18 protein-coding genes and 1 pseudogene are annotated in these 25,289 nt (G+C 71.3%); 7 read left to right on the plus strand and 12 right to left on the minus strand.

What is annotated here, in order from left to right:
• From F7Q96_RS09725 to F7Q96_RS09735, 3 genes are all read right to left on the minus strand, one after another.
• Positions 1–1,648 (minus strand): GtrA family protein (locus F7Q96_RS09725; protein ID WP_151022567.1); only part of this gene is annotated, 1,648 nt, incomplete at its 3' end.
• A 53-nt stretch (positions 1,649–1,701) separates the two neighbouring features.
• Positions 1,702–3,078 carry a sigma-54 dependent transcriptional regulator gene (locus tag F7Q96_RS09730; RefSeq protein ID WP_053822260.1) on the minus strand — a complete coding sequence of 459 codons (1,377 nt, stop codon included), beginning with the start codon at positions 3,076–3,078 and terminating at the stop codon, positions 1,702–1,704.
• 906 nt (positions 3,079–3,984) lie between these two features.
• On the minus strand, positions 3,985–4,917 hold the full coding sequence (locus F7Q96_RS09735; protein WP_053822259.1) for a LysR substrate-binding domain-containing protein: 933 nt from the start codon (positions 4,915–4,917) through the stop codon (positions 3,985–3,987).
• Between the two features lie 134 nt (positions 4,918–5,051).
• On the opposite strand from F7Q96_RS09735, the gene F7Q96_RS09740 reads away from it, so the two are divergent.
• Entirely contained in the window at positions 5,052–6,317 is a 1,266-nt protein-coding gene (locus F7Q96_RS09740) for an MFS transporter (protein WP_053822258.1), read from the plus strand.
• A 14-nt stretch (positions 6,318–6,331) separates the two neighbouring features.
• Here the strand turns inward: F7Q96_RS09740 and F7Q96_RS09745 are convergent, their stop codons facing one another.
• The 4 genes from F7Q96_RS09745 to hemL form a co-directional block, all read right to left on the minus strand.
• On the minus strand, positions 6,332–6,865 hold the full coding sequence (locus F7Q96_RS09745) for a TPM domain-containing protein (RefSeq protein ID WP_053822257.1): 534 nt from the start codon (positions 6,863–6,865) through the stop codon (positions 6,332–6,334).
• 11 nt (positions 6,866–6,876) lie between these two features.
• On the minus strand, positions 6,877–7,698 hold the full coding sequence (locus F7Q96_RS09750; protein ID WP_151022620.1) for a TPM domain-containing protein: 822 nt from the start codon (positions 7,696–7,698) through the stop codon (positions 6,877–6,879).
• Between the two features lie 98 nt (positions 7,699–7,796).
• Positions 7,797–8,441: a LemA family protein gene (locus tag F7Q96_RS09755; RefSeq protein ID WP_053822254.1), complete on the minus strand. Its 645-nt coding sequence runs from the start codon at positions 8,439–8,441 to the stop codon at positions 7,797–7,799.
• 110 nt (positions 8,442–8,551) lie between these two features.
• Positions 8,552–9,844, minus strand: coding sequence for a glutamate-1-semialdehyde 2,1-aminomutase (gene hemL / locus F7Q96_RS09760; RefSeq protein WP_053822253.1), 1,293 nt, complete (start codon positions 9,842–9,844; stop codon positions 8,552–8,554).
• A gap of 213 nt (positions 9,845–10,057) precedes the next feature.
• On the opposite strand from hemL, the gene F7Q96_RS09765 reads away from it, so the two are divergent.
• Positions 10,058–10,228 (plus strand): rubredoxin, encoded by a 171-nt coding sequence (locus F7Q96_RS09765; RefSeq protein WP_006577065.1) that lies wholly within the window; start codon positions 10,058–10,060, stop codon positions 10,226–10,228.
• Positions 10,229–10,340: 112 nt separating this feature from the next.
• Here F7Q96_RS09765 and F7Q96_RS09770 read toward each other — a convergent pair whose 3' ends face one another.
• Positions 10,341–10,583, minus strand: a complete 243-nt coding sequence (locus tag F7Q96_RS09770) for a hypothetical protein (RefSeq protein WP_006577064.1) — start codon at positions 10,581–10,583, stop codon at positions 10,341–10,343.
• Positions 10,576–12,012: an aldehyde dehydrogenase family protein gene (locus F7Q96_RS09775; protein WP_053823161.1), complete on the minus strand. Its 1,437-nt coding sequence runs from the start codon at positions 12,010–12,012 to the stop codon at positions 10,576–10,578. The genes F7Q96_RS09770 and F7Q96_RS09775 overlap by 8 nt, the downstream gene beginning before the upstream one ends.
• 206 nt (positions 12,013–12,218) lie before the next feature.
• Here F7Q96_RS09775 and ppa point away from each other — a divergent pair, with 206 nt between their 5' ends.
• On the plus strand, positions 12,219–12,746 hold the full coding sequence (gene ppa, locus F7Q96_RS09780) for an inorganic diphosphatase (protein ID WP_006577062.1): 528 nt from the start codon (positions 12,219–12,221) through the stop codon (positions 12,744–12,746).
• A gap of 42 nt (positions 12,747–12,788) precedes the next feature.
• Here the strand turns inward: ppa and F7Q96_RS09785 are convergent, their stop codons facing one another.
• Entirely contained in the window at positions 12,789–14,384 is a 1,596-nt protein-coding gene (locus tag F7Q96_RS09785; protein WP_053822252.1) for an ankyrin repeat domain-containing protein, read from the minus strand.
• 291 nt (positions 14,385–14,675) lie between these two features.
• Between F7Q96_RS09785 and F7Q96_RS27375 the strand changes: the two genes are divergently transcribed.
• Positions 14,676–20,039 carry a DUF294 nucleotidyltransferase-like domain-containing protein gene (locus tag F7Q96_RS27375; protein WP_053822251.1) on the plus strand — a complete coding sequence of 1,788 codons (5,364 nt, stop codon included), beginning with the start codon at positions 14,676–14,678 and terminating at the stop codon, positions 20,037–20,039.
• A 155-nt stretch (positions 20,040–20,194) separates the two neighbouring features.
• Here F7Q96_RS27375 and F7Q96_RS09795 read toward each other — a convergent pair.
• Positions 20,195–20,929, minus strand: a pseudogene (locus F7Q96_RS09795) (slipin family protein); the annotation flags it as partial.
• The gene (locus tag F7Q96_RS09800; protein WP_151022569.1) at positions 20,926–22,476 is read right to left on the minus strand and encodes an NfeD family protein; all 1,551 of its coding nucleotides are present in this window, start codon (positions 22,474–22,476) and stop codon (positions 20,926–20,928) included. The pseudogene F7Q96_RS09795 and the gene F7Q96_RS09800, both read right to left, overlap by 4 nt.
• Before the next feature lie 361 nt (positions 22,477–22,837).
• Between F7Q96_RS09800 and F7Q96_RS09805 the strand changes: the two genes are divergently transcribed.
• The 3 genes from F7Q96_RS09805 (at position 22,838) to F7Q96_RS09815 (ending at position 25,202) form a co-directional block, all read left to right on the plus strand.
• Positions 22,838–24,064 (plus strand): YbfB/YjiJ family MFS transporter, encoded by a 1,227-nt coding sequence (locus F7Q96_RS09805; protein WP_249041664.1) that lies wholly within the window; start codon positions 22,838–22,840, stop codon positions 24,062–24,064.
• Positions 24,065–24,173: 109 nt separating this feature from the next.
• Complete coding sequence (locus tag F7Q96_RS09810; protein WP_053822249.1) at positions 24,174–24,959, plus strand: class II aldolase/adducin family protein; 786 nt, start codon at positions 24,174–24,176, stop codon at positions 24,957–24,959.
• Between the two features lie 54 nt (positions 24,960–25,013).
• Positions 25,014–25,202, plus strand: coding sequence for a 4-oxalocrotonate tautomerase (locus F7Q96_RS09815; RefSeq protein WP_006578927.1), 189 nt, complete (start codon positions 25,014–25,016; stop codon positions 25,200–25,202).
• Positions 25,203–25,289: the final 87 nt, after the last annotated feature.

Genomic DNA, 25,289 nt, shown 5'->3' on the forward strand with positions numbered 1-25,289 from the left:
CGCGCCGCGCCTGCCAGCCCAGGTGCAGCGCGCACGCCGCGCACAGCGCGGCCGCGCACCAACGCGCGCGCGTCGCGCGCGTCGGGCCGGCGGTGCCGGCCGGCATCGCGAACAGCAACGCATAGCAGGGCAGCAGCAGGATGCCGAAGCGCTGGAACAGGAAGGCGGTGCGCACCGCGTAGTGCGGCACGCACAGCCAGATCAGCAGCACGGCGGCGAGGGGCAGCCAGGCGAGCGGCAGATGCCAGCGCGGCCGCAGCCCCATCGCCCAGGGCGCGGCCAGCATCAGCAGCGTGGCCAGTGCGAACGGCAGATGCGTCGACCACGCACCCCAGGGCGACACCAGCAGCAGCGGCAACCGCATCCAGTCCCAGCGCCATTCGATGGCCGGCCATGCGTAGTCGAGCGTGGCTTCGAGCCGCTGCGCGTGGCCGGCGTACAGCAGCGCGAGCAGCGCCAGCAGCGCGTAGGGCAGCAGCGCGAACCGCACGATGCGCGGCGTCGGTGGCGCCGGCCGCGAGCCGTCATCGCGGGCGGAACCGAACAGCGCACAGGCGGCGCCCACCGCGCAGGCGAACAGGAACACCAGCCCATGCGCGACGAACAGCAGCGCGCCGGCGAGCACGATCGCGGCGGCCGTTCGCAGCGTCGGCGCACCTGCGTGGCGCCATGCGGGCAGCAGGAACAGCAGGCCCAGCGGCACCGCCAGCAGAAAGGTCAGGAAGCCCCATTCATAGGCGAAGCCGAAGAACCCCGGCACGAACAGCCAGTCGAGCCGCGCATCGGCACCGATGCGCCGGCGCAGCGCGATACCGGCGGCGACAAAGGCAAGGTAGGCCAGCGACAGCAGCAGCTTCAGCGCGGCCGCCACCGGCATCCACCACGACAGCGCCAGCGCCGCGCCATAGCCGAGCAGATAGGGCGTGAACGGATTGATGCGCAGCTCCTGCCGCCATGGCGAGGTGCCGGCCAGCAGCTCGCGCAGCGCGGCAACCTGGCCGGCATGCTGCGGCAGGTCGATCATCGCGGGATACGGTGCGAGCCAGGGGAGCGTGGCGCCGGCGGCGACGACGAGAAGCAGCGGCAGCCGGTTGGCGATGGCGCGAAGGCGAGCGGTGCCGGTGCGGCGAACGCCTGCTGCCCTCAGCCCCAGCCCCTCTGCCGCTTGCGGGAGAGGGCCGGGGAGAGAGTCGGGGAGAGGGCCGGGCGCTTGCCTGTCCGCCGGCGTCTGCCCCGGCATCCGCGCCTCGCGGAACGCCCAATGCCGTGCGCCCAGATACGTCAGCACGGTATAGACCGCCATGCCGCCGCATTGCGCGAGCAGGCTGCGCGGCCCCAGCACGCCGGACAACGTCAGCACCGTCGCCAGATTCGCCGCGTAGCCGAGCGCGCAAACGATGCCGAACCGCCACAGGCTGGCCGGCACATCGCCGCGATGCGCGAACGTCCAGCGCCGGTTCAGCGCGAAGCTCCACAGGAAGCCCACCGCATAGCCCGCTGCATTGGCCGCGGCCGGAGGCCAGTCCAGCCCGCGCAGCGCGAGCCAGATCGCGGCGAAGCCGAGCGCGGAATTGCTGGCGCCGACCAGCAGGTAGCACAGGCCGGTATGGCGGACGGCGGCGTGCGGCCGCGTGGTGGCGGATGGCATGCGGGGCAGCCTCGAGGCTCGATCGGGTAACGGGCGCGATGGCGGGAGGGCGCTCAGCCCTCGCGCGCCACCAGTCCGATGTCCTGCCGGCGTACCTGCAGCTTGTAGTCGCGCATCAGCCGGAACAGCGTCACGCGCGATACGCCGAGTTCGGCGGCGACGTCGATCAGCCGCTCGTGATGGCGCTGCAGCGCTTCTCGGATCGCGTTGCACTCGGCGGCCTCGCGCACCGCGGCCAGCGTGCAGGGATGCGTCTCGGCGGGCCGCTGCAGGTCCAGATCGGCGGGACGGATCACGCCGCCCTCGCACATCGCCGCGGCATGGCGAATGCGGTTGATCAGCTCGCGCACATTGCCCGGCCACCGGTGCACGGCCATCGCCCGCATCGCCGAGTTCGAAAAACCCTTGATGCGCGCCGGCGACTGCCGCCGGATCTCGGCCAGGACATGCTCGGCCAGCAGCACGATGTCGCTGCCGCGCTCGCGCAGCGCGGGCTGGCGGATGCGCAGCACGCACAGCCGGTGATACAGGTCCTGGCGGAAACGGCCGGCGGCCACGGCGGCCTCGAGGTCGACGTGCGTCGCCGAGACGATGCGCGCATCGACGGCGACCGACTCGGTGCCGCCCAGCCGCTCGATGCAGCCGGTCTCGAGAAAGCGCAGCAGGCTGGTCTGGCTCTCGAGCGGCATGTCGCCGATCTCGTCGAGAAACAGCGTGCCGCCCTGCGCCAGCTCGATGCGGCCGGGTTTGCGCTTGAGCGCGCCGGTGAATGCGCCGCGCTCGTAGCCGAACAGTTCGGACTGCAGCAGCGCGGGCGGGATCGCGGCGCAGTTCAGCGCGACGAAGGGCTGCGCGGCACGCGCCGAGGCGCGATGAATCGCCTGCGCGGCGAGTTCCTTGCCTGTCCCCGATTCGCCGCCGATCAGCACCGGCGCATCCCAGCGCGCGACCTTGGCGATGCCGCGGAACAGCGTCTGCATCGCCTCGCATTCGCCGACCATGCCCGCCGGACCCACTGCACGCGCATTGGGCGACGCGCTGTCCTGGCGCAGCTGCACCATGCCCCAGCCGTGGCCCAGCCGCTGCGCCAGCGTCACCGATTCGAACGGGGCGGTCAGATAGTCGATGAAATACAGCCCCAGCAGCCGGCGCGCGGTCGGGGTCAGGCGGTCGCGGCAGTCGACCATCGCGATCCACGCGATGTTGGGCTGCGCGAACCAGGGCTCGAGCGCCTCCAGTTCGACGTCGTCGATCTCGCCGGTCAAATCGAGCAGGCCGGCGATCGGCTGCTCGTCGAGCGGGTGCGCCTGGACCTCGTGCGCATCGGTGGCGAACAGCAGCTTCCAGCCTCGCTGGCTGAGGAGGCGGCAAAGATTGGCCTCGTGGTGCTGCGATACAAACAGCAGCGGGCGGGTGATGGAGCCGCTCATGATGATTCCCCCGGATTCTTCTTATTGCCGAGGCAGACGCGGGAAAGGTCCCGCGCCCGCCACGGTGCCGGCCGGCGGCAGGCCGTCCCAGACAGACGCGCCTGTCGCCGTTCCCCGCTTGCGCGGAAGACGCCCATCCCCAACCAGGCAATGAGCAGACCCTCCCATTGCCCGGCCGCTGCTTCGAAATGACCAGTGGCCAGTGGCGCATCGCCTGTGTTGTGGCGCCGGGCATGGCGGTCGTGGTGCCGCCTTGGCTTGCCCGGCGTGGCGGCGTGCCTTGCATGAGGCCGCACGCGTTTTGTAACGACTCACTCAGCGACGAGCGTGCCACGCGATATAAGTTGTTGATTTTTATTGCGTTTATTTCGGCGCACTTGTTACATCGGCGAAATCTTGTAACACGATGTATCCGACCTGGAACGAGGGCCAGCCGCGAGGCGATGCACTCCAATGCATAAGCTGCGAAGGATGAGGCGAACGATTCTTATTCTTCGCCCAAAAAGTGGCGTACGAGGCCGTTTCTACGCGGTGCATGGCGAATGACTTCATCCGCACTGGCAGCGGGGAAGGGTTTTCTCCGATGTGACAGCGGGCGGGATCGGTGTGCCAAACGGTTGCATTTGCTTTACACCGCTGCGCCACTGGTGAAACGGCGACGCCGGACGCTGCATGCGGCACGTCTTCGCGGCATCGTCCGGATGGGCGGTCCTTGCATGGCGGCGGCAGGGAAAGGAAGGGGCGCCGGCTGCCTCTGACCGGCATCCATGCCAGCCGGACTCATCCGTTTGGCGTAGGCGGCGCGCCTACGAGGCCGAGGGAACACGGCTGGCCAAAGTGTTCAGGTTCTGAAACATCGCGACGCCGAAGGGTTACCTGATGCCCTTCGGGCGATACGCCGCTGTGTCAGTCCACCGCACCGGCGTCGGCACCGGCATCGGGCAGGCGCGATGCCTCGATCTGCTGGCGCAGCCACCCATGCATGCGCCGGATCGCGCTTTCGTGCGGATGGCCTTCGCGCCAGATCATCCAGTACTGCAGCGTCGACGGAATCCGCGTGGCGCCGATCTGCACCAGCGCGCCGCTGACCAGGTAGTCGTGCGCCAGCAGCGCGCGCGCCGTCGCCACGCCGACGCCGGCGACCGCCGACTGCAGCAGCATGCCGGCATCCTGGAAGATCGGCCCGCGCTCCGGCTCGTGGGTCGGCAGGCCGGCCTGCTCCAGCCAGTCGCGCCAGGAGCGCAGCGCGAAGCGCAGCATCGGCAGGCGCGGCAGGTCGGCCACCGTGAAGCCGGGATAGCGGGCCAGCAGCGCGGGGCTGGCCACCGCGATCACGGTGTCCTCGATCAGCCGGTGGCATTCGAAGCCGGGCAGATCGACGCGCTGATGCCAGATGCCGACGTCGACCGAATACGGGTCCGGCGGCGGGATTTCGGTGTGCAGCCGCAGGTGCACGTCGAGCATCGGCATCGCCTCGTACAGGCTCGGCAGCCGGCGGATCAGCCAGGCGTTGGCCAGGTCCGCCATCACGCTGACCTCGAGCCGGACCGCGGGCTGCTCGCCCTGGCCGCCGGCCTCGTTCAGCGCCTGCTGCAGGCCGTCGAGCGCCGCACGGACCCGCTCGGCCAGCCGGGCGCCGACGCTGGTCGGCAGCATGCGGGCGCCGGCCCGCTGGAACAGCTTGGTGCCCAGGCTCTGCTCCAGCGCGCGCACATGGTGGCTGATCGCGCTGTGCGTCAGCGCCAGCTCCTCGGCGGCGCGCGAGAAGCTGCGATGGCGCGCGGCCGCCTCCAGCGCGCGCAGCGCCTGCAACGGGGGCAGATGCGGAACCTGGGCCATGGGGTCGATGGAAGGACGAGCAGGCAAGAGATGGAGGAAGCGCCACAATCGGACGCCGGCCGTCAAATTCTACTCACAATCCGGGCGGGAATTCTTCGTTGGTGCGGGCAAGCCGGAGCGCGGACAATCCGCGCATGACCACCGCAACGCTTTCTCCCTCCGGACTTCCCGCCGCGGCCCGCGGCCTGCGCTGGCGCGTGCTGGCGATCTTCTCGCTCGGCTTCTTCGTTTCCTACGTCTACCGCGGCGTCAATTTCGGCTTCGCGCCGTATCTGTCGCGCGAGCTGGGCCTGTCGGCCGGCGACCTCGGCCTGCTGACCAGCTGCTACTTCCTCGGCTTCGCCTGCGCGCAACTGCCGGCCGGCCTGTTGCTGGACCGTTTCGGCCCGCGCCGTACCGAGGCTGCGCTGCTGCTGGTGGCGGCGGCCGGCACGCTGCTGTTCGCGCTGGGCGAGGGCATGGCGGCGCTGGCGGCCGGGCGCATGCTGATCGGCGTCGGCGTGTCGGTCTGTCTGGGCGCCGCGATCCAGGCGCTGTCGATGTGGTTTCCGCTGTCGCGCATGCCGCTGCTCAATGGGCTGGTGATGGCGATCGGCGGCCTCGGCGCGGTGGTCGTCGGTACGCCGCTCGACTGGCTGTTGTCGCTGGTCGACTGGCGCACGGTCTGCATGGGCCTGGGCGGCGTCACGCTGGCGATGGCGCTGCTGCTGTGGTTCGGTGCGCCCGAGGCCGCGCGGCCCGGCGCGCGCGAAAGCCTCGGCGCGCAATGGCGCGGCACCGTCGCGATCCTGCGCAGCGCGCCGTTCTGGCGCGTGGTGCCGCTGACACTGCTGAACCAGGGCGTGTTCCTGGCGGTGCAGAGCCTGTGGGTCGGCGCCTTCCTGCGCGATGTCGGCGGCGTGGGGCCGGGCGAGGCCGCGCGACTGGTCTCGCTGATCGGCTTTGCGATGATGGGCGGCTGCGTGGCGACAGGCTGGGCAGCGCGTCATCTGGAGCGGCTCGGCCTGAGCCTCTATGCGTTCGCCGGAGCCGGCATGACGATGTTCATCGTGGTGCAGGCGCTGCTGATGGCCGGCGCGCCGCTGCCGGCGTGGCTGCTGTGGGCGGGCTACGGCGTGTTCGGCTCGAGCGGCATCCTGACCTACGCGGTGCTGGCGCGGCAGTTCGACGGCGCGATGATCGGACGTGCGACCACCGCGTTGACGCTGACCGTCTTCCTGGCGATTTTCGTCTGCCAGCTCGGCATCGGCATGGTGCTGGACCTGTGGCCGGCGGTGCAGGGCCGCTATCCGGTGCGCGCCCATCTGGCCGCCTGGGCGGTGCTGGTCGGATTGCAGGTGCTGGCGGCGATCTGGTACTGGATGGGCGCGCGGCGGCATCGCGGCGCGCCCGCGCCCTAGCAGGGCGGGCCGCGCTACAGCACGATCGGCCGGTCGTCGAGCTCGTTCGGATTGCCGTCGCCGTGCTGCGGGAAATGCCGGGCCAGCAGCGCGTGGACCTGCGCCACCGTGGCCAGCACCGGTTCGATCGACAGGTCGGCGGCCAGGCCGTGCGCCAGCGACTGGCACAGCGCGGCCCAGGTCTCGTGCGCGACGCGCGCATCGATGCCGCGGTCGGCCAGCAGCTCGACCGCGTGATCGGCCAGGTTGATATAGAGCAGCACGCCGGTGTGGTCGACGGTGTCCCAGACCTCGAGCGCGGCGAACAGCGCGCGGGCGCGCTCGCGCGGCGTCACGCCGGCCCAGGCCTGCGTCGCCGGCAGGCTCGATTCGATGACCACGCGCACTTCGCCGCGATGCTGGCGCTCGCCGTCGCGCACCGCGCGTTGCAGCCGCGACAAGGCATCGGGCGGGAAGTGCCGGTGCGCGAACGAGACAGGGGTCAGCGCATGGCGCAGCGCGCGCCGCAGGCCGCGCGAGGGGGAAGGTGAGCGGGAAGGGGTGGGCATGAGTCGTTCCCTTACCAGTTGCCGGAGGCGCCGCCCCCATCGAAGCCGCCGCCGCCTCCACCGCCGAAGCCGCCACCGCCACCAAAACCGCCACCACCGAAGCCGCCGCCGCCATGATGGCGGCCCCAGCCGCCACCGAGGCCTCCGAGCCCGCCGAGTCCCCCCAGCGTGCCGGCAGCCGTATCCCAGCCGCGCCGGCCGACGACGATCTGGCGCCGCCGTCCGCGCGTCGCCGAGAACAGGAAGAAGGCGATGATCAGCAGCGGAAACAGCACCGGCAGCCAGTCGTCCAGTCCGCCCTGCCGAGCCTGCTTGCGCGCCTGCGGCCCGGGCAAGCCTTCCTTGTCGATGGTCGCCTGGATCGCCGAGATGCCGGCCGCCAGGCCGCCATAGAAATCGTTCTGGCGGAAATGCGGCGCCATGATGTCCTGCAGGATCCGTTTGGACATCGCATCGGTCAGCGAGCCCTGCACGCCGCGGCCCACTTCGAGCCGCATCTTGCGCAGCCCGGGCGGATTGTCCTTGGCGATCAGCACGATCACGCCATCGTCGATGCCCTGGCGGCCGGCACGCCAGGCGTCGGCCACGCGGATGCCGTAGGCATCGATCGTTTCCGGATCGGTGGTCGGCACCATCAGCACGAAGATCTGGCTGCCGCGCGTGCGCTCGTATTCGGCCAGCACGTTTTCCAGCGCGCTGCGCTGCGCCGGCGCCAGCGTGCCGGTCAGGTCGGTGACGCGTTGCGTCAGCGCGGGCACGGCGACAAAGCCGTCGCCCTGCGCCTGCGCCTGCGCCGCGCCGGATGCGCCGAGCAGCATCGCCAGCGCGAGCATCGGCGCAAGCACCGGCATCAGCATCGGCATCAGCATCGACGCCGGCGATGCGCGCAGCCAGCGCCGGAGTCCTGCGGCGAAGATCATCGGCACGAGGATCAGAACTTGACCGCGGGTGGGGTCGAGATCGCCTTCTCGTTCTCGACGGTGAACGATGGCTTGACCTCGTAGTTGAAGATCATCGCGGTCAGATTGGTCGGGAAGCTGCGCGCCAGCACGTTGTAGTCGCGCACCGCGGCGATATAGCGCTGGCGCGCGACCGTGATGCGGTTCTCGGTCCCTTCCAGCTGCGATTGCAGGTCCCGGAAGGCGGCGTCGGCCTTCAGCTGCGGGTAGTTCTCGGCCACCGCCAGCAGCCGCGACAGCGCGCCGCTCAGTTCGCCCTGTGCCTGCTGGAAGCGCTGGAAGGCCTGCGGATCGTTCAGCGTCTCGGGCGTGACCTGGATGCTGGTCGCGGTGGCGCGGGCCTTGGTCACCGCCTCGAGCGTCTCGCGCTCATGCGAGGCGTAGCCCTTGACGGTATTGACGAGGTTCGGGATCAGATCGGCACGGCGCTGGTACTGGTTGACGACCTCGCCCCAGGCTGCCTTGACGGCTTCGTCCTTGGCCTGGAAGTCGTTGTAGCCGCAGGCGCTCAGCAGGCTCGCGAGCCACGCCAGCAGCAGCCAGCGCAGCGGACGCAGCGACGACAGGGAAGACCGCGACGAGGCGAAGGTCGGCGACGAAGAAAGGAAGGCGCGCATCGGAAAACTCCGTGGATCATCGGAACGCCAGCAGTGTAGCGCACCAGCCGCTTGAAGGATCCACGGAGCCGGCCCTGGGGCAGGGCCCTCGGGTACCACCTTCGGGGCCCTTACAGCGCGGCGAAGGCCCGGCGCGCGGCCTCGAAGGTCGCCTCGAGGATCGCGTCGTCATGCTGCGCGCCGACGAAGCCCGCCTCGAAGGCGGACGGTGCCAGGTAGACGCCGTTGTCGAGCATCGCGTGGAAGAAGCGGTTGAAGCGCGCGGTATCGCATTGCGTGACCTCGGCAAAGCTGGCCGGCACGCTCTCGCGGAAATACAGCCCGAACATGCCGCCTACCGAATCCGCGGCGAACGGCACGCCCGCCGCGCGCGCGGCCTCGGCCAGGCCATCGGTCAGCTTGCGGGTCTGGGCGGCCAGCCGTTCGTGGAAGCGTGGCGCCTGGATCAGCTTCAGCGTCGCCATGCCGGCCGCGACGGCCAGCGGGTTGCCCGACAGCGTGCCGGCCTGGTAGACGCCGCCCAGCGGCGCCAGCCTGGCCATGATGTCGCGCCGGCCGCCGAAGGCCGCCGCCGGCATGCCGCCGCCGATCACCTTGCCCAGGCACGTCATGTCCGGCGTGATGCCGTAGTGCGCCTGCGCGCCGCCCAGCGCGACACGAAAGCCCGTCATCACCTCGTCGAAGATCAGCACCGCGCCGTCGGCGCTGCACAGCTTGCGCATCGTCTGCAGGAAGGCATCGCTGGCGCGCACCAGGTTCATGTTGCCGGCCACCGGCTCGACGATCACCGCGGCGATCTCGCCGGCGTGGGTGGCGAAGGCCTGTTCGAGCTGCTCGACGTTGTTGTACTCGAGCACCATCGTGTGGCGCGTGACGTCGGCCGGCACCCCCGCCGACGACGGCGCGTTCTGCGTGGTGTCGGCAAAGGTCAGCAGGCCCGAGCCGGCCTTGACCAGCAGGCTGTCGGCATGGCCGTGATAGCAGCCCTCGAACTTGATGATCAGATCGCGCCCGGTGAAGCCGCGCGCCAGCCGCAGCGCGCTCATCGTCGCTTCGGTGCCCGACGACACCAGCCGCACCTGCTCGATCGACGGCACCAGCTTGCAGATTTCCTCGGCCATCTCGATCTCGGCCTCGGTCGGCGCGCCGAACGAGAAGCTGCCGGCAGCGACCTGCTGCACCGCGCGCACCACGTCGGGGTGCGCATGGCCAACGATCATCGGGCCCCACGAGCCGATGTAGTCGATATAGCGCTGGCCGTCCGCGTCCCACATATAGGGGCCTTCGGCGCGCGCGATGAAGCGCGGCGTGCCGCCGACCGAGCGGAACGCCCGCACCGGCGAATTGACGCCGCCGGGAATGGTCTGCTGGGCGCGGTCGAAAAGCTGCTGGTTTCGTGACATGTCGTGATCTGCCTGGAAGAGGGAGGGGAGTGGCGCTGCCGGGGAGAGGCGGGCGGACGCCAATTCGCGCGAACCGTATGCGATCGGCTGCAATCCGCGTCAATCGCCATCGATTTCGGCGCCAAAACCGCAATGCCGCCGGGATGCCGGTGGCGCGCCGCGCGTCGATTCGGTACCATCTGCGCTGAATTTTAATCGAGACGTCACCACCCTATGGAATACAAGACCTGGATGTGCCTGATTTGCGGATGGATCTACGATGAAGCCGCCGGCGCGCCCGAAGACGGCATCCCGCCCGGAACGAAATGGGAGGATGTGCCGATCAACTGGACCTGCCCCGAATGCGGCGCCCGCAAGGAAGACTTCGAGATGGTGGCGATCTGAGGGAAGCTCGACGTTCCCGCGTCTGATATTCGTCCGGTATTTCGCACGCATCCCCGCACAAGAAAAACCAGCCGGCGGCGGCCATCGCCGCCACCGTCCGGCCGCGCCCGGCCTAGCCCGAGAACGGCCCACGCCCCCGCAGGGCATTGGCCACCATCATCAGCGCCAGCAGAAACGGCAGCGCCACATAGAGGCACCAGTGGACCCGGTCGCCGATCGTTTCGCCCCATTTGCGCTTGAACACCTGCAGCCGCGGCATGCCGGACGGATTGGTCGCGCGCTTGTGGTTGACGTGCCAGGCCATCCAGAAAAAGAAGATGGCGAAGGCGACCGAGAGGAAATTGATGTTACCCATGGTGGATGGCGATGGTTTTGAGGGTGGTGAAGCCGTATAGCGCCTCGAAACCCTTTTCGCGGCCGTGGCCCGACTGTCCGGAGCCGCCGAACGGCAATTCGACGCCGCCGCCGGCGCCATAGTTATTGATGAAGACCTGGCCCGCGCGCACCTTGCGGGCCAGCCGCAGCTGGCGCGCGCCGTCGCGCGTCCAGATGCCGGCCACCAGCCCATAGGGCGTGCCGTTGGCCAGCGCGATCGCATCCTGCTCGTCGTCGAAGGGCATCGCCGCCAGCAGCGGGCCGAATACCTCCTCCTGCGCCAGCCGGTGCGTCGCCGGCACGTCGCGCAGCAGCATCGGCACCTGGTAGTAGCCGGTCTCCGGCGCCTCGGCGACGATCTGGCCCTGCGCCATCACCGGGATGCCGGCGTGCTGCGCGTCGGAGACGAAGTCCCAGACCCGCTGCTGCTGCTTGCGGCTGATCAGCGGTCCGCATTCGAGGTCCTGCTCGGCGGGGCCGACCCGCAGCGACTCGAACACCATCGCCAGCCGGTCCAGCAGCGCGTCGTACAGCGGCCGCTCGACCAGCAGCCGGCTGCCGGCCGAGCAGGTCTGCCCGGCGTTCTGCACGATGCCGCGCACCACGACCGGCACCAGCGCATCGACATCGGCGTCCGCGAACACGATCTGCGGCGACTTGCCGCCCAGCTCCAGCGTGACCGGCACATGGTTCTCGGCCGCCATCTGCGCCACCATCCTGCCGGTTTGCGGCGAGCCGGTGAACGACAGGTGGTCGATGCCGGGATGGCGCGCCAGCGCCGCGCCGGCCTCGTGGCCATAGCCGGTCACCACGTTCAGCGCGCCCTCGGGCAGGCCGACTTCGGCGGCCAGTTCCGCCACGCGCAGCAGCGACAGGCAGGCGTCCTCGGCGGGCTTGACCACGCAGGCGTTGCCGGCGGCCAGCGCCGCGCCGACGCTGCGTCCGAAGATCTGCAGCGGATAGTTCCACGGCACGATGTGGCCGGTGACGCCGTGCGGCTCGCGCACGGTCAGCACCGTATAGCCGTTCTGATACGGGATGGTCTGGCCGTGCAGCTTGTCGGCCGCGCCGGCGTAGAACTCGAAATAGCGGGCGATCGCGCGCGCGTCGGCGTGGGCCTGGCTCAGCGGCTTGCCGGTGTCGCGCGCCTCGAGCGCGGCCAGTTCGGCCTCGTGCTCGGCGAGCTTGCGCGCCAGGTCGGTCAGCAGCCGGCCGCGCTCGGCGGCGGACAGCGCGCCCCAGGCGCCATCGAAGGCCTGGCGGGCGGCATAGACCGCGGCATTGATATCGGTCGCGTTGCCGCGCGCGATCTCGGCGAAGGGCGCGCCGGTGGAGGGATCGAACACCTTGATGCGCATGCCGGAATCCGGCGCCATCAGGCGGTTGGCAACGAAGTGCTGGGCGTGCATCGTCATGCTCCGGCTGAAATTCCAAGCCGGCATTATCGCCCAGCCGGGCCGCGCGACCGCAACGTGCGATGCCGGCGAGGGCCGCCGCAGGCCGCCTCCCGCGTGCCGTCCGCCTGTCAGTTCCGGGTCAGACCGAGCCGCTATAATGCCGGCCATCGTCAAACCTTGGCCAAATACCGGCCGAACACAGGCATCTGGAGAACCGCATGAGCTTCAATCTCGTCCCGCCGGGCAAGGACATCCCGAACGACTTCAACGTGATCATCGAGATCTCGGCCCAGAGCGATCCGGTCAAGTACGAGGCCGACAAGGAAACCGGCCTGCTGTTCGTCGACCGCTTCATCGGCACCGGCATGCGATATCCGGCCAACTACGGCTTCATTCCGCAGACGCTGTCGGGCGACGGCGACCCCGTGGACGTGCTGGTGATCACCCCGTTCCCGATCCTGGCCGGCGCGGTGGTGCGCTGCCGCGCGCTGGGCATGCTGAAGATGACCGACGAAGCCGGCGTCGACGCCAAGCTGGTTGCGGTGCCGGTCGACAAGCTGTCGCCGGCCACGGCCTACATGAAGGGCCTGTCGGACGTGCCGCAGAACACGCTGGACCAGATCAAGCACTTCTTCGAGAACTACAAGGCGCTCGAGGCCGGCAAGTGGGTCAAGGTCGAAGGCTGGGGCGGCATCGAGGAAGCGCACAAGGAAATCACCGACGGCGTGGCGAACTACAAGAAGTAAGCCCGCCCTGTTCAGGCTGCGCGCTCTCCCGGCGCGCGGCGATCAGAACCATTGCCGCAGGCGCCGCAGCGCCGGCGGCAGACGCGGCACCGGCCTCGCCTTCGAGGTCAGGTCCGCGGCAGCGGCCGCCGTTGCCGCCCGCTGCTCCGCCTTCCCTTTCATTCCTTCCCCTGCCGTTGCCCCGTCGGTGCCCATCGCGGCTGCGTTGACCGCGGCATGGACTCGGGCATCCACGGCCGGCACCGTCTGCGCCAGCGCGGCCCGCAGCGGCGCCCCGCAGGCTTGCGCGACCGCGGTCTCGCCCACCATCCCGCCTTGCTGCAATTGCCGGCGCTCGTCCGCGTCGAGCCACAGGCCGGCGTCGAGGAAGGCCCGCATCGCCTCGACCCGTCCCGCCCTGCAGGCCTCGAAGATCGGCCGCTCTCCCGCGCCGTTGCGCGCCCGCGGGTCGGCGCCGAGCGCGAGCAGCAGCGACACGGTGGCGGCATGGCCCGCGGCGGCGGCCGCATGCAGCGGCGTGCGCTGCTGCCGGTCGCGCTCGGCCAGGCTCGCGCCCTGTTGCAGCAGCCAGCCGATCGCCGCGCGGTTGCCGTGATAGGCGGCCTCGTTCAGCGCGCTGCGTCCATTGTCGTCGCACGCCAAGGGGTCGGCGCCCTGGATCTTCAGCCACGCCAGCAGCGTGCGCGTGCGTTCGCCGTGGTCCTCGTGCGTGGCCAGCTGCATCGGCAGGCGGCCGGCCTCGGTGCGCCGGTGCGGATCGGCGCCAAGCTTCAACAGCGATACCGCGAGCGCGAATTCGTGATGCTCGCAGGCGAGATGGAAGGCGGTGCGGCCGTCGGGGCCGGGACGGTCGACAAAGGCCAGGCGCTCGCCTGGCGGGACCGTCTGCACCACCGCCAGAACCACATCGAGCCGGCCCTCGCGACAGGCCTGCAGCCAACCCTGGTGCAGACCCGCATCGACCACGCCGGCATGGCGCTCGCCGCGCAGCCGCGCTACCGCCTGCGCGATGTGCGCCTGCTGCTCGACCGTAGGCAGGTTCAACGCATCGAGCTGCTCCTTCAGCTCGTACAGCATCGCTTCAAGCGCGCTCCACTCGTGCTCGAGGTCCGCGCGCAACGCTGCCCACCTCCGCGGCGGTCCGAACGCGAAGCGCCGGTGCACGGCCATCTCGTCGTCCAGGCGTTGGCCGAAGCGCGCGACGCGGCGTGCCAGTTCGCCGGCGTCGAGCGGGACAAGGCCACTGCCGTCCTCGGCCACCACCCGGGCGATCTTCGTATCCGGCATGCGGGCTTCGATGGTCTCGCGATAGCGCGCCGCGATCGTCGCGGCCAGCGCGTCCAGTTCGGCGAGGTAGCGCTGCGTCAAGGCCTGCTGCGCCTGCTCGGTCCGGTCCGTCTGCTCCGTCTGCTCAGTCTGTTGCGTCTGTTGCGCGCCGATGGCGGGCCCTTCGGCGGCATCGGCATCGCGCAGCAGCGCCAGCTGAAGATGCAGCACCTGCGAGCGCCGGCTCAGCCATCGCTCCAGTTCCTCGATCGGCGACACCACCGGATGATGGGCGATGGCGGCCTGCGCCATCTGCTGCATCAGCGCGTCGGCGCGCGCGCTCAGGGCGTTGTAAGCGGATATGGACAGCATGGCGATCTCCGGCTGAGACGGACGCAATCCGTTGATGCAGTACGTTGGCGCAACAGGTTGGCGCAATACGTTGGCGCAATGCGGGCGCGCTCAACGCGGACGCGACCGAATGGGGTCCGAATCTAACGGGCCATGCGTGCCGCCCTGTCGGAATTGGCATCGTCTCTGTCGCGAATGGTCAGTGCCAACTGGTTGCCGGCGGCGGCATCGCCTACCGTTCGCTGCGCCGCCGGTTCCCGCAGGCCGGCGCAAGCAACGGCAAACCGAGCGGGTCCGGGAGGGTCCATCGCCATGTTGAGCACCGTCAGCACACGTATCGGCACGCTGGTCCAGCTCGGGGCCGGCCTGGCTCGAGACATCGAGCGCGAGATTCAGAACAACCTGCCGCGCAGCATCCAGCGCGAGCTCCAGCGCGACTTCCCGCGCGACCCGGGCCGCGACAGCGAGCCGCAAGCGCTGCGCGAAGCCGTGTTCGCCGGCGACCGGCGGCGCGTCAAGGATCTGCTGGCCGGCAGGCCCGCGTTGGCATGCACCGCCGACGACGACGGCGACGCGCCGCTGCACTGGGCGGTGCGCGCCGCGGCGCGCCACGACGCCGACGACTGGCGCGTGATCGTGACCTGCCTGCTGGAGGCGGGTGCCGACTGCACGGCCAGGAACCGGCAGGGTTTGACCCCGCTCGATCTCGCCGCGCAGGTGCCGTACGACCCGGCAGTGCTGGGCGCGCTGCGTGCCGGCGATGCGCGTGCGGAGCAGGACATCGCCGGCGAGGCTGCCGATGCCGAGGGCCCCATCGACGAGGGCGCCGCGGCCGGCGGCGACGGCATGACCGTCCAGCAAGGCCTGCACGGCATCGCGGCCATGCTGCGCGCGCCAGTGCAACCGGCTGTTGGCGAGGCGTGGCTGCTGCGCAGGCTGTCCGCGCTGTATCGGGACGCCGATGCCGACTGCGCCAAGTCCTGTCTGTCCTGCCTGCGCCTGCTGCTGCAGCGGTACCCGGCGCTGGACCGGACCCGCCGCGACGACATGGTGGCGTTGTACGAGGCGCTGGTGCGGGTGTGGATGCGCGGCAGCCATTGGAACGAGGGCTATTGCTACGCGCATCATGCGCGGCGCCTGCTGCCCGCCGGCGCGCACGGCGGTGCGGTACTCGATGCCGCGATCGACCGGCTCGAAGCGGCAATGGTGCGCGAGCATCTGTCGCAGTGGACGCCACGGGCGCAGGTGCTGCTGCGTGCCGCGCTGTTCGATCTCGGCACGCAATGCGCGTCGGCGGCCGCGCCGATACGCATGCTCGAGCGCGCGCATTGCCTGTTCCAGGCGCTCGCGCGCATGGAATCGTTGATGGCCGTGCACGGCATGGCGCTCGCGCCGGAGGAAGACCCGCGCGAGGCCCTGCCGACACGCCAACTGTCCGGCGCGATTGCCACGGCGCTGGACGGCCTGCGCCGGACCGCCAAGGGGGCGGCCGAATTCATCGATGTCGCGCAGCGCGTGCTGCTGCTGGCGGAATCGGCCGGCGCGATCGGCCTGCATGCGCACGGCGCGGCGTGGTGCGACAGCGTGGTGCGCAACGTCGTGCAGGAGGAGTGCGTGGCCGCGCTCAAGAGCTACGACTGCGGGGCGCATCGGGCCATGGCGCAGACCTTGCGCAGCGGCTCGGCGGCATTGGCCGCGCCCGCCGAGCCGCCGCGGGCGCTGTGGCGCGCGCTGCGCGACAGCCTCGATGCCTTGCGGGCGCAGGCAGCGGCCGATCTGGCGCAGGTGGAACTGCCCGAGGCAAGCGATCGCGCGGCACTGTGCGATTGGCAGACCCCGCTGCCCATCGAGGCGCTGCAGGAACGGCTGACCGCGCGTTACAGGACGCTGGTCGCGCAGATCGCGCGCGCCTGCCGGCACTGGATGATGGCCGAGCCGCCGTGCGCGTTCGCGATCGTCGGGCTGGGCTCGATGAGCCGCGGCGACATGAGTCCGTATTCCGACTTCGAATATGCGCTGCTGCTGGCCGAGCCGGCGCCGGCCGACAGCCTCGCGCACGCCTGGTTCGTCCGGTTCCGGCGGTTGTTCGACCTGGCGGTCTGCAGTCTCGGTGAAACGGCGCCGGGCGCCGACCATCCGTTGCCGGCGCCGGGCGGATTCGAGATCGATGCAGGCGTGCGCGTGGCGGCGTCGGGGCTGGCCTGGGCCGGCACGCCGGAGCAGCTTGCCGACGCGCTGCGCCAGCGCAGCACGGCCAACGCCAACGCCCATCCGGATGCGGACCAGGGTCTGTATTTCTCGTTGTTGACGCCCTGCCTGGCGCATGGCGAGCCCGCGCTGATACGGCGGCTGTCGGCGGCGATGGCGGCCGTGCTCGACGTGCCGTTGCGCGCGGACGATCCCGGACAGCTGTGCGCGCGCGAGGATCTCGCGCTGCGACAGCTGCAGGCCGACATGATGCGGCTCGGCGAGGCGGCGGCGCGTCCCGCCGTCAGCGGCTTCGACCTCAAGCATGGCTATCGGGGGCCGCTGGTGCATACGCTGACGTCGCTGGCGCTGCTGTCAGGCCACCATCAAGCGCCACCGCGCACGGCGCTGGCACGGCTCGATGCGCTCAAGCGGTTCTCGGCGCCGTTCCTGGCGGACTGGCGCTGGGCCATCGCGGTGGTGCAGACGCTGCGCTGCCGGCTGCAACTGCAGGCGCGCCGGCGCGAGGAACTGGCCGATGCGGCATGGAGCCAGTCGGAGCGCCACCTGCTGCAGGCGGTGCAGGACCGCGTGGTGCGGCCGCTGCGGGCGGCGCTGTCGGTGCTCGCCGGCATCGGTCAGGTTCCTTCGTGGCCGGTCGGCGCGGCGGTGCGTGCGCTGCGCCGGCTCGACGACTGCGATCCGGCACTGCATCCGCTCGTGCCCGGTGGGGCGGCCCGGCCGCTGTCGCTGGAGGCAACGCGAAGCCTGGCCGCCACGCTGGCGGTGCGGCGTGCCCCGGCGGCCGAACTGCGCCGTCATTACGAGGCCGCGATGGCAGGAGTGCCGCGCGAGGACGCCATGCGGCGCTGGGGCGTATGGCGCGATGCGCTGTGCGCGGTGCCCGGCAACGAAGGACGGATGCGCACGCTCGGGATCGTGCCGTGGCCCGACGGCTGGCGTGCGCAATGGGCGGAACGGCAGGCCGCGTTTCGCGCGCGCCTGGACGGCTGGCTGGTCGATGGCGGCAGTCAGGCAAGGGCGGTGTGGGGCGCCGCATGGGATGCCGTGCAGGTGCGTATCGCAGCGTCGCAGGGCATCGTGGTACGCACGCTGGCGCCGCAGATCTCGCGCCAGTTGTTCGACGAGCACGGCAATGTCCTGCCGAAGCCCGCCGGCCAGCCGGGCGCGCACCGCGTGCTGCCGGTCCGCTTCGAGGCGGAAGGGCGCGAGCACGTCCACTGGGTCAAGTTCGATGTGCAGACGGCCGGCAGCGAGGCGATATGGCACGCGCTGGATCGACGCGTGACCGGTGGGCGGGGCATGCCGGCCAGCGTGCCGATGCAGCTGTGCAGCGGCACGCGGATCTTCGACGTGCAGGTCATCGAGGACGTCGCGGGCCGCTCGCTGGCACAGCTGCTGCGCGAAGAGCCCACCGCGTTGCGCGCCATCCATCCCGCCTCGTTCACGCGGGCGCTGCTGCGCGAACTGGTCGGCGGGCCCGGCGAGCAGGCCGGCGATCCAGCGGATGACCATGTCGTGGTCGAGCGCGGCTCCCGGCACTCGTTGAAGCGGATCGGCAACGGGCCGGCCGCACTGGCCGCGATGGGGCTGGCCGCACCCGGGCGGAGCGCGCTGCCGGTGCGCACCCATCTGCTGTGCCTGGACCAGATGATGCAGCCGCTCGATCTGGCGGTGCTCGAGGAGGTGGGCCGGCTGCAGCCGGACGCGGTGCTGCGCGGCTGGCTCGAGGATGCGGCCCGCCTGCAGCAGGACCTCGGGGCGTTGTTTCCCGGCACGGATGGTAGAGGGGGGAACGAGGTGTGGCCGCACGCGGGCCTGGTCGGCGCGATTCCGGCGGACGCGCTGCCAGAGCTGCGGCAGCGTGTCGAGACCGTCGTCGGCATGGCGGCCCTGGCCGCGCGCCTGCGCATTGCGCCCACCGGCCTGGCATGGTTGCGCAGTCTCGAGCCGGAACTGGCGGCGCCCTATGTGGCGGCGTTCGAGCGCCATCCGGTGCGCGCCAGCGAGCCGGCGGCGCCGGGGCTGCGTTTTGCCAGTATTGATGAGGCGCTTGCGCGGCGAGACGCGCATGGACGCTATGGCGGCACGGATGCGGCCACGCATGCCGCCCGCTTCGCCCTGACGGCGATCCATCCGCGGCCCCAGCCGTTGCCGTGGCGGCCGTCCGATGCGATGCAGACCGCGCCGGGCGGCACCATGTCGGCCATCCGCGCGTTGTCGCGGCTGGCCCAGGCGCCCGCGCGGGATCTTGCCGCGATCGTGCTCGGCGTGCTGGGCGGACGCGATGGCGCCGCGCGGACCTTCGCCACGCTGCCGGCGCGCCAGCGCATCGCGGCGTTCGACGCGATCGGCATGGCGCTGCATGCCGATGCGCGCGCCATCGCGGTCGACGACCAGCGCCGATTGCTGACGGCGCTGGCCGGCACGCCGCTGGCCTGCCTGGATCTGAGCCCCTTCGCCGGGGCGCTGACCGACGCGCTGCTGGAAACGCTGCTGGCCGGCACCGGCGCGTCGCTGCGTCGGCTGGACCTGAGCGGCTGCTCGCGGCTGACGCCGCAGGCGCTGCGTCACGTGCAGGCGTATGCGCCGGCGTTGCGTACGCTGGACGTGCGCGCGATGCGGATGCCGGGCGACTGGATGCCGGGCGATCCGACGCTCGCCGAGCGCGCCGCCGCGCCGCTGGTCGCGCAGCCCGGCCCGCCGCAATCGCCGCTGCTGCATCTGCCCGCGCTCGAGGCGCTCGATCTGCGCGACAACGGCGCGCTGCAGACCGTGCGGCTTGACGCGCCGGCACTGCGGGTGCTGCGGCTGGACGGCTGCGCGGCGCTGCGCGAACTGCGGCTCGATGGCGCACGGCGGCTGAGCCGGCTCGACGCGCGCGGATGCATCGCGTTGCCCGAGCCGGCGCTGCGCGCGCTGGCGCGCGACAACCCCGCGCTCGACGAGGTGCAGCTCGCGGGCTGCGGCCAGCTGCGCCATGCGGCGCTATGCGAGGCGCATCCCTGGTTGCTGGCGTGGCCATGGGACGGCTGGACGGAACGTGGCCTCGCGCGCCTGCGCGAGTCGCTGTCCCGGCCCGACGGCGGCGCCTACCGGCCGATGCCGCGCTACGTGGTCCGGCAGGTCAACGAGTGGCTGCGCGAACGCGAACGGGCGGTGCAGGCGCTGAACCGGGTCTATCGCGACGCGAGCACGCCGCGGCGGCTGCGCGAGGCCGCCGAGGCGGCGCTGCTGGGCCGCGAGAGCGTGGCGCAGCGCGAGGCGGGCCAGGCCGCCGCCACGCTGATCGGCAATGCCACCGATTCGCAGCCGGCGCTGGGTATCGCCATGCTGCTGCCGGCGCTGTCTGCGGCCGGCAGGGAGGACAGCCGCATCGCGGCGGCGGCCGCGCTGGGCAGCCTGATTGCCATCCCTTCGCGCGACGATGTCGCGCGGTGGGCGCAGCGCGATGCCGCGTCGCGGTAGCAGTGCGGTAGCGCTAGCGGTGCGGGGCTGGCCGCGCCGGCTCAATGCGGCGGCTCGTTGCTGTCCGCCGCACGGGTGGCGGGGCTCGCCGCCGCGCCGGTGCCCGTCGCCGCGGCCGGCTCCGCGCCCGTGCCCGTGGTGCGCAGATGCGGCCGCAACGCCTCCATCATCTCGATCGGCACCGGAAAGACGATGGTCGAGCTGCGATCGCCCGCTACCTGCGTCAGCGTCTGCAGATAGCGCAGCTGCATCGCCTGCGGCTGCCGGGACAGCATCTGCGCCGCCTCCAGCAGCTTCTCGGAGGCCTGCAGCTCGCCCTCTGCGTGGATCACCTTGGCGCGCCGCTCGCGCTCGGCCTCGGCCTGGCGCGCAATCGCCCGCACCATCGATTCGTTCAGGTCGACATGCTTGATCTCGACGTTGGAGACCTTGATGCCCCAGGCGTCGGTCTGCGCGTCCAGCACCTTCTGGATGTCCAGGTTCAGCTTCTCGCGCTCGGACAGCATCTCGTCCAGATCGTGCTTGCCGAGCACCGCGCGCAGCGTGGTCTGGGCAAGCTGGCTGGTGGCCTCGAGAAAGTTGGCCACCTGGATGATCGCGTTCTGCGGATCGACGACGCGGAAGTAGACCACCGCGTTGACCTTGACCGAGACGTTGTCGCGCGAGATCACGTCCTGGGCCGGCACGTCCATCACCACGGTGCGCAGATCGACCCGCACCATCTGCTGGATCACCGGCAGCACCAGCACCAGCCCCGGGCCCTTGACGCGCCAGAACCGGCCCAGCATGAACACCACGCCGCGTTCGTACTCGCGCAGCACGCGGAAGGCGGAGAAGATCAGCAGGGCCAGCAGGATGACGAGGGTGCCGGCGCTGAGGCTGAAGATCATGGTCGGTCTCCTTGTGGGGACGTGGGGGACGTGGGGGAGGGCGGCGGCGGCCGCGTCGGCGATGCATCGGCGGCCAGACTGTCGACGGGCTCGACGTCGAGCACCAGCCCCTGGCGGCCGGTCACGCGCACGGCCTGGCCGGTCTGCAGCGGCGCCGCGCTGCGCACGCGCCAGCGTTCGCCCTGCACCTCGGCCCAGCCGTCGTCGATGACGCGGCCGGCATTGCCGACCACGCGGGTGTCGGCGATCACCGCGGGCTGGCGGCGCGCGCGCACGGCGGCCGCCGACACGCCGAAGCTGAGCGCGGCGGCGGCCAGCGACAGCGTGCCGATCATCCACAGCGGCACGCCGAAGCCGGGGATGTCGGTGTCGATCAGCATCACGGCGCCCAGCGCGAATGCGACGATGCCGCCCAGGCCGAGCGCGCCGAAGCTCGGCAGGAAGGCCTCGGCGACCATGCAGCCGATGCCCAGCGCGATCAGCGCCAGGCCGGCGTAATTGATCGGCAGCATCTGCAGCGCGAACAGCGCCAGCAGCAGGCAGATCGCGCCGGCCACGCCGGGCAGCACCATGCCGGGTGTCGAGAACTCGAAGATCAGCCCGTAGATGCCGATCATCATCAGGATCAGCGCGACGCTCGGCTCGGTCAGCACGGCCAGCAGCCGATAGCGCCAGTCGGGTTCGAGCTCGACCACGCTGGCCTGCGCGGTGCGCAGCGTGCGCGACGCGCCGGCCGCGACCACGGCGCGCCCGTCGACCGCGCGCAGCAGCGCCGGCACGTCTGGCGCGATCAGGTCGACCACGCGCTGCGCCGCGGCCTCGTCGGCCGACAGGCTGACCGCCTCGCGCACCGCGCGCTCGGCCCATTCGGCATTGCGCCCGCGCAGCTGCGCCAGGCCGCGGATATAGGCGGCGGCATCGTGCAGCTGCTTGCGCTCGAGGGTGTCGAGCCTGTCGTCTTCCTTGCTGTCCTTGTCCTTGCGGTCCGAGGCGGCGCCGGCCGGCGCGCTGGCGGCGCCCGCGGAAGCCGGACCGCGATCGGCCGGCCGCTCGGCGCGCTGGCGCCGCTCCAGCTCCCGTTCCCGCTCCCGCTCCGGGCCGCCGATGCCGAGCCGCACCGGGCTGGCCGCCCCGAGGTTGGTGCCCGGCGCCATCGCGGCCAGATGGCTGGCGTACAGGATGTAGGTGCCGGCGCTGGCGGCGCGTGCCCCGCCCGGATAGACGTAGCCGAGCACCGGTACCGGGCTGGCGAGGATGTCCTGGATGATCTGCCGCATCGACGGGTCCAGGCCGCCGGGCGTGTCCATCTCGAGCACGATCAGCTGGGCGCCGGCCTGGCGGGCCTGCTCGAAGCCGCGCCGCACGAAGCTGGCGCTGGCCGGGCCCACCGCGCCCTTGAGCGGGATCAGGTAGACCGGCGCGGCCGCCGCGGGCTGCGCACGCGCGCGGTCCGCCGTGCCGCCTGGCTGCGCCAGGGCCAGCGTCATGCCGACGATCAGCAGCAGGGCGGCGGCGAACCGCCGCGCGAAGCTTGCCTGTGCGTTCATGGGTCTGCGCGCGCGAATGGGAAGGAGCGTGGACACCGCGGCTACGCCGTGCCAACGCTGCGCGAAAGCGCGACAGCGGTTCAACGACCGGCCTGTCTTTCCCGCGAAGGCGGAAATCCAGCGTCGTCGAACGTCGCTGGGCTCCCGCATGCGCGGGGACGACGAGGTGCGTCAGCCGTCCAGGGCACGTTGCGGCGCCGATTTCAGTGTAGGCGACACGACACCGCTTGCCCGGGACGGTGGCGTGGTCTTGGCGGCGCAGCCGTCGCGCCTTGCCGGCTGCGGGTACGATGGCGGGATTGCCGACGCGCCAGAACGGAGAATCCGCATCGTGTCAGTCTCGCCTTCCCGCAATCCCGAGCTGGTCGACGGCGCGCTCGCCGGCAGCCAGGCCGGCCGTCCCGGCGCCTGGGCGGTCGCGCTCGGCGGCCTCGTTTCGCTGGCCGTCGCCATGGGCATCGGCCGCTTCGCCTTCACCCCGTTACTGCCGATGATGCTGCACGACGGCAGCGTGACGCTGCATCAGGGCGGCTGGATCGCGACCTGGAACTACATCGGCTATTTCGCCGGCGCGCTGGCCTGCCTGCTGATCCGCCCCGATGCGGCGCGCATGGTGCGCTGGGGGCTGGCCGCCACCGTCGCGCTGACGCTGGCGATGGCGCTGCCGCTGGGCATGCTGTCGTGGTCGCTGTGGCGGGCCGCGGCCGGCGTCGCCAGCGCGTTCGTGCTGGTCTATACCGCGGCCTGGTGCATGCAGCGGCTGGCCGAGGCGGGCAAGCCGGCGCTCGGCGGCCTGATCTTCTGCGGGCCGGGCATCGGCATCGTCGCCACCGGGGTATCGGCCTTCGGCATGGTCGGCATGAACTGGAGCGCGGCCTGGGGCTGGATCGCGTTCGGCGTGCTGGCGCTGCTGCTGGTGGCGGCCGTATGGCGCATCTTCCGGCCCGACGCGGCGCCCCGCACGGCCCCGGCGTCGGCCTCGGCCGCCGCCGCACCGGCGCGGATGGCGGCGATGTCGGGCGAGGCCTGGGCGCTGACCGTGGCCTACGGGCTGGCGGGCTTCGGCTACATCATCACCGCGACCTTCCTGCCGGTGATCGCGCGCGATGCGATGCCCGGCTCGCTGTGGGCGGACCTGTTCTGGCCGCTGTTCGGCGTCGCGGTGGCGCTTGGCGCGCTGACGGCCGTGCGCATCGGCGTGCGGCACGACAACCGCGTGCTGCTGGCGCTGGCCTATGGCATGCAGGCGACGGGCGTCGCGATCGCGGCGGTATGGCCGACGCTGGCCGGCTTCGCGCTGAGCAGCCTGCTGGCCGGCCTGCCGTTCACCGCGCTGGTGCTGTTCGCCATGCACGAGGCGCGGCGGCTCGCCGGCGACCAGGCGCCGCGGCTGATCGGGCTGATGACGGCCGCCTACGGGCTCGGGCAGATCGTCGGGCCGCCGTTCGCGACCGCGCTGGTGGCCCGCACCGGCGGCTTTGCCGCGTCGTTGGCGGGGGCGGCGCTGGCGCTGCTGGTCGGCGCGCTGATCTATCTGTGGCTGCGCCGGGTCGCCCCGTTGCCGTCCGCCGCGGCGCCGCAGGCCTGAGTCCGCGGGGGCGGTCCACGGGCCCGCGCGCTTCGGCTACAGTATCGCCTTCGCCGCCATCGGCGGCCGGCTTCCGGGCCGGCATCGCCGAGCGCGCAAGGAGCCATCGATGTCCTTCGCCCTGCAACCCGCCCGCGCCACCGGCGCTTCCGCCAACGCTCCGGCCGCCATGTCGGACGCGGAGCGCCGCGTGCGCGTCGACCTGGCCGCGGCGTATCGCCTGTCCGCGCTGGCCGGCTGGGACGACCTGATCTACACGCATATCTCGGCCACGGTGCCGGACGAGCCCGATCACTTCCTGATCAATCCGTTCGGCCATGCCTTCGACGAGATCCGCGCGTCCGACCTGGTCAAGATCAACGGCCGCGGCGAGGTCGTCGGCGACAGCGCGCACCCGGTCAACGTGACCGGGTTTGCGCTGCACGCGGCAGTGCACGCCGCGCGTCCGGACGCGGTCTGCGTGATGCACCTGCACAATACCGCCGGCGTTGCCGTATCGGCCCAGGCCGACGGCTTGCTGCCGCTGTCGCAGCATGCGATGCGCTTCCACGGCCGGCTCGCCTATCACGACTACGAGGGCCTGGCCTTCACGCCGGCCGAGGGCGCGCGGCTGACCGCCTCGCTGGGCGGCCATCCCGCGATGCTGCTGCGCAACCACGGCACGCTGACGGTCGGCCGTACCGTGGCCGAGGCCTATGTGCTGATGGCCACGCTGATCAAGGCCTGCGAAATCCAGCTCGGCGCGCTGACCGCGACGCGCGTGGTGCTGCCCACGGTCGAGGTCGCGACGCGGACCTCGGCGCAGCTCGACGACGGCGGCGCCGTCGAGGGCGCGCTGGAATGGCCGTCGCTGCTGCGCAAACTCGATAAAATCGATCCTTCCTTTCGGGACTGAGGCCGCGACCGCCGCAGTCCGCGCACCATCCATCGATAACAACAGGAGCCATCCATGCCGACTTTCCACGTAGAGATGTTCGAGGGCCGCACCGTCGAGCAGAAGCGCAAGTTCGTCGAGGAAGTGACCCGCGTCACCTGCGAAACCCTCGGCTGCTCGGCCGGCGCGGTCGACATCATCATCACCGACGTCAAGCGCGAGAACTGGGCCACCGGCGGCGAGCTGTGGGCCGACAAGAAGTAACGCGCGCAATCCTCGGCATCATCGCCATCCTCGTTTCTTTCCCCGGGCATCCACGAACCGGCGCGTCGCGCCCCTGTACGGAACCGT

This window comes from Cupriavidus gilardii, assembly GCF_008801915.1.
Taxonomy (GTDB): domain Bacteria; phylum Pseudomonadota; class Gammaproteobacteria; order Burkholderiales; family Burkholderiaceae; genus Cupriavidus; species Cupriavidus gilardii.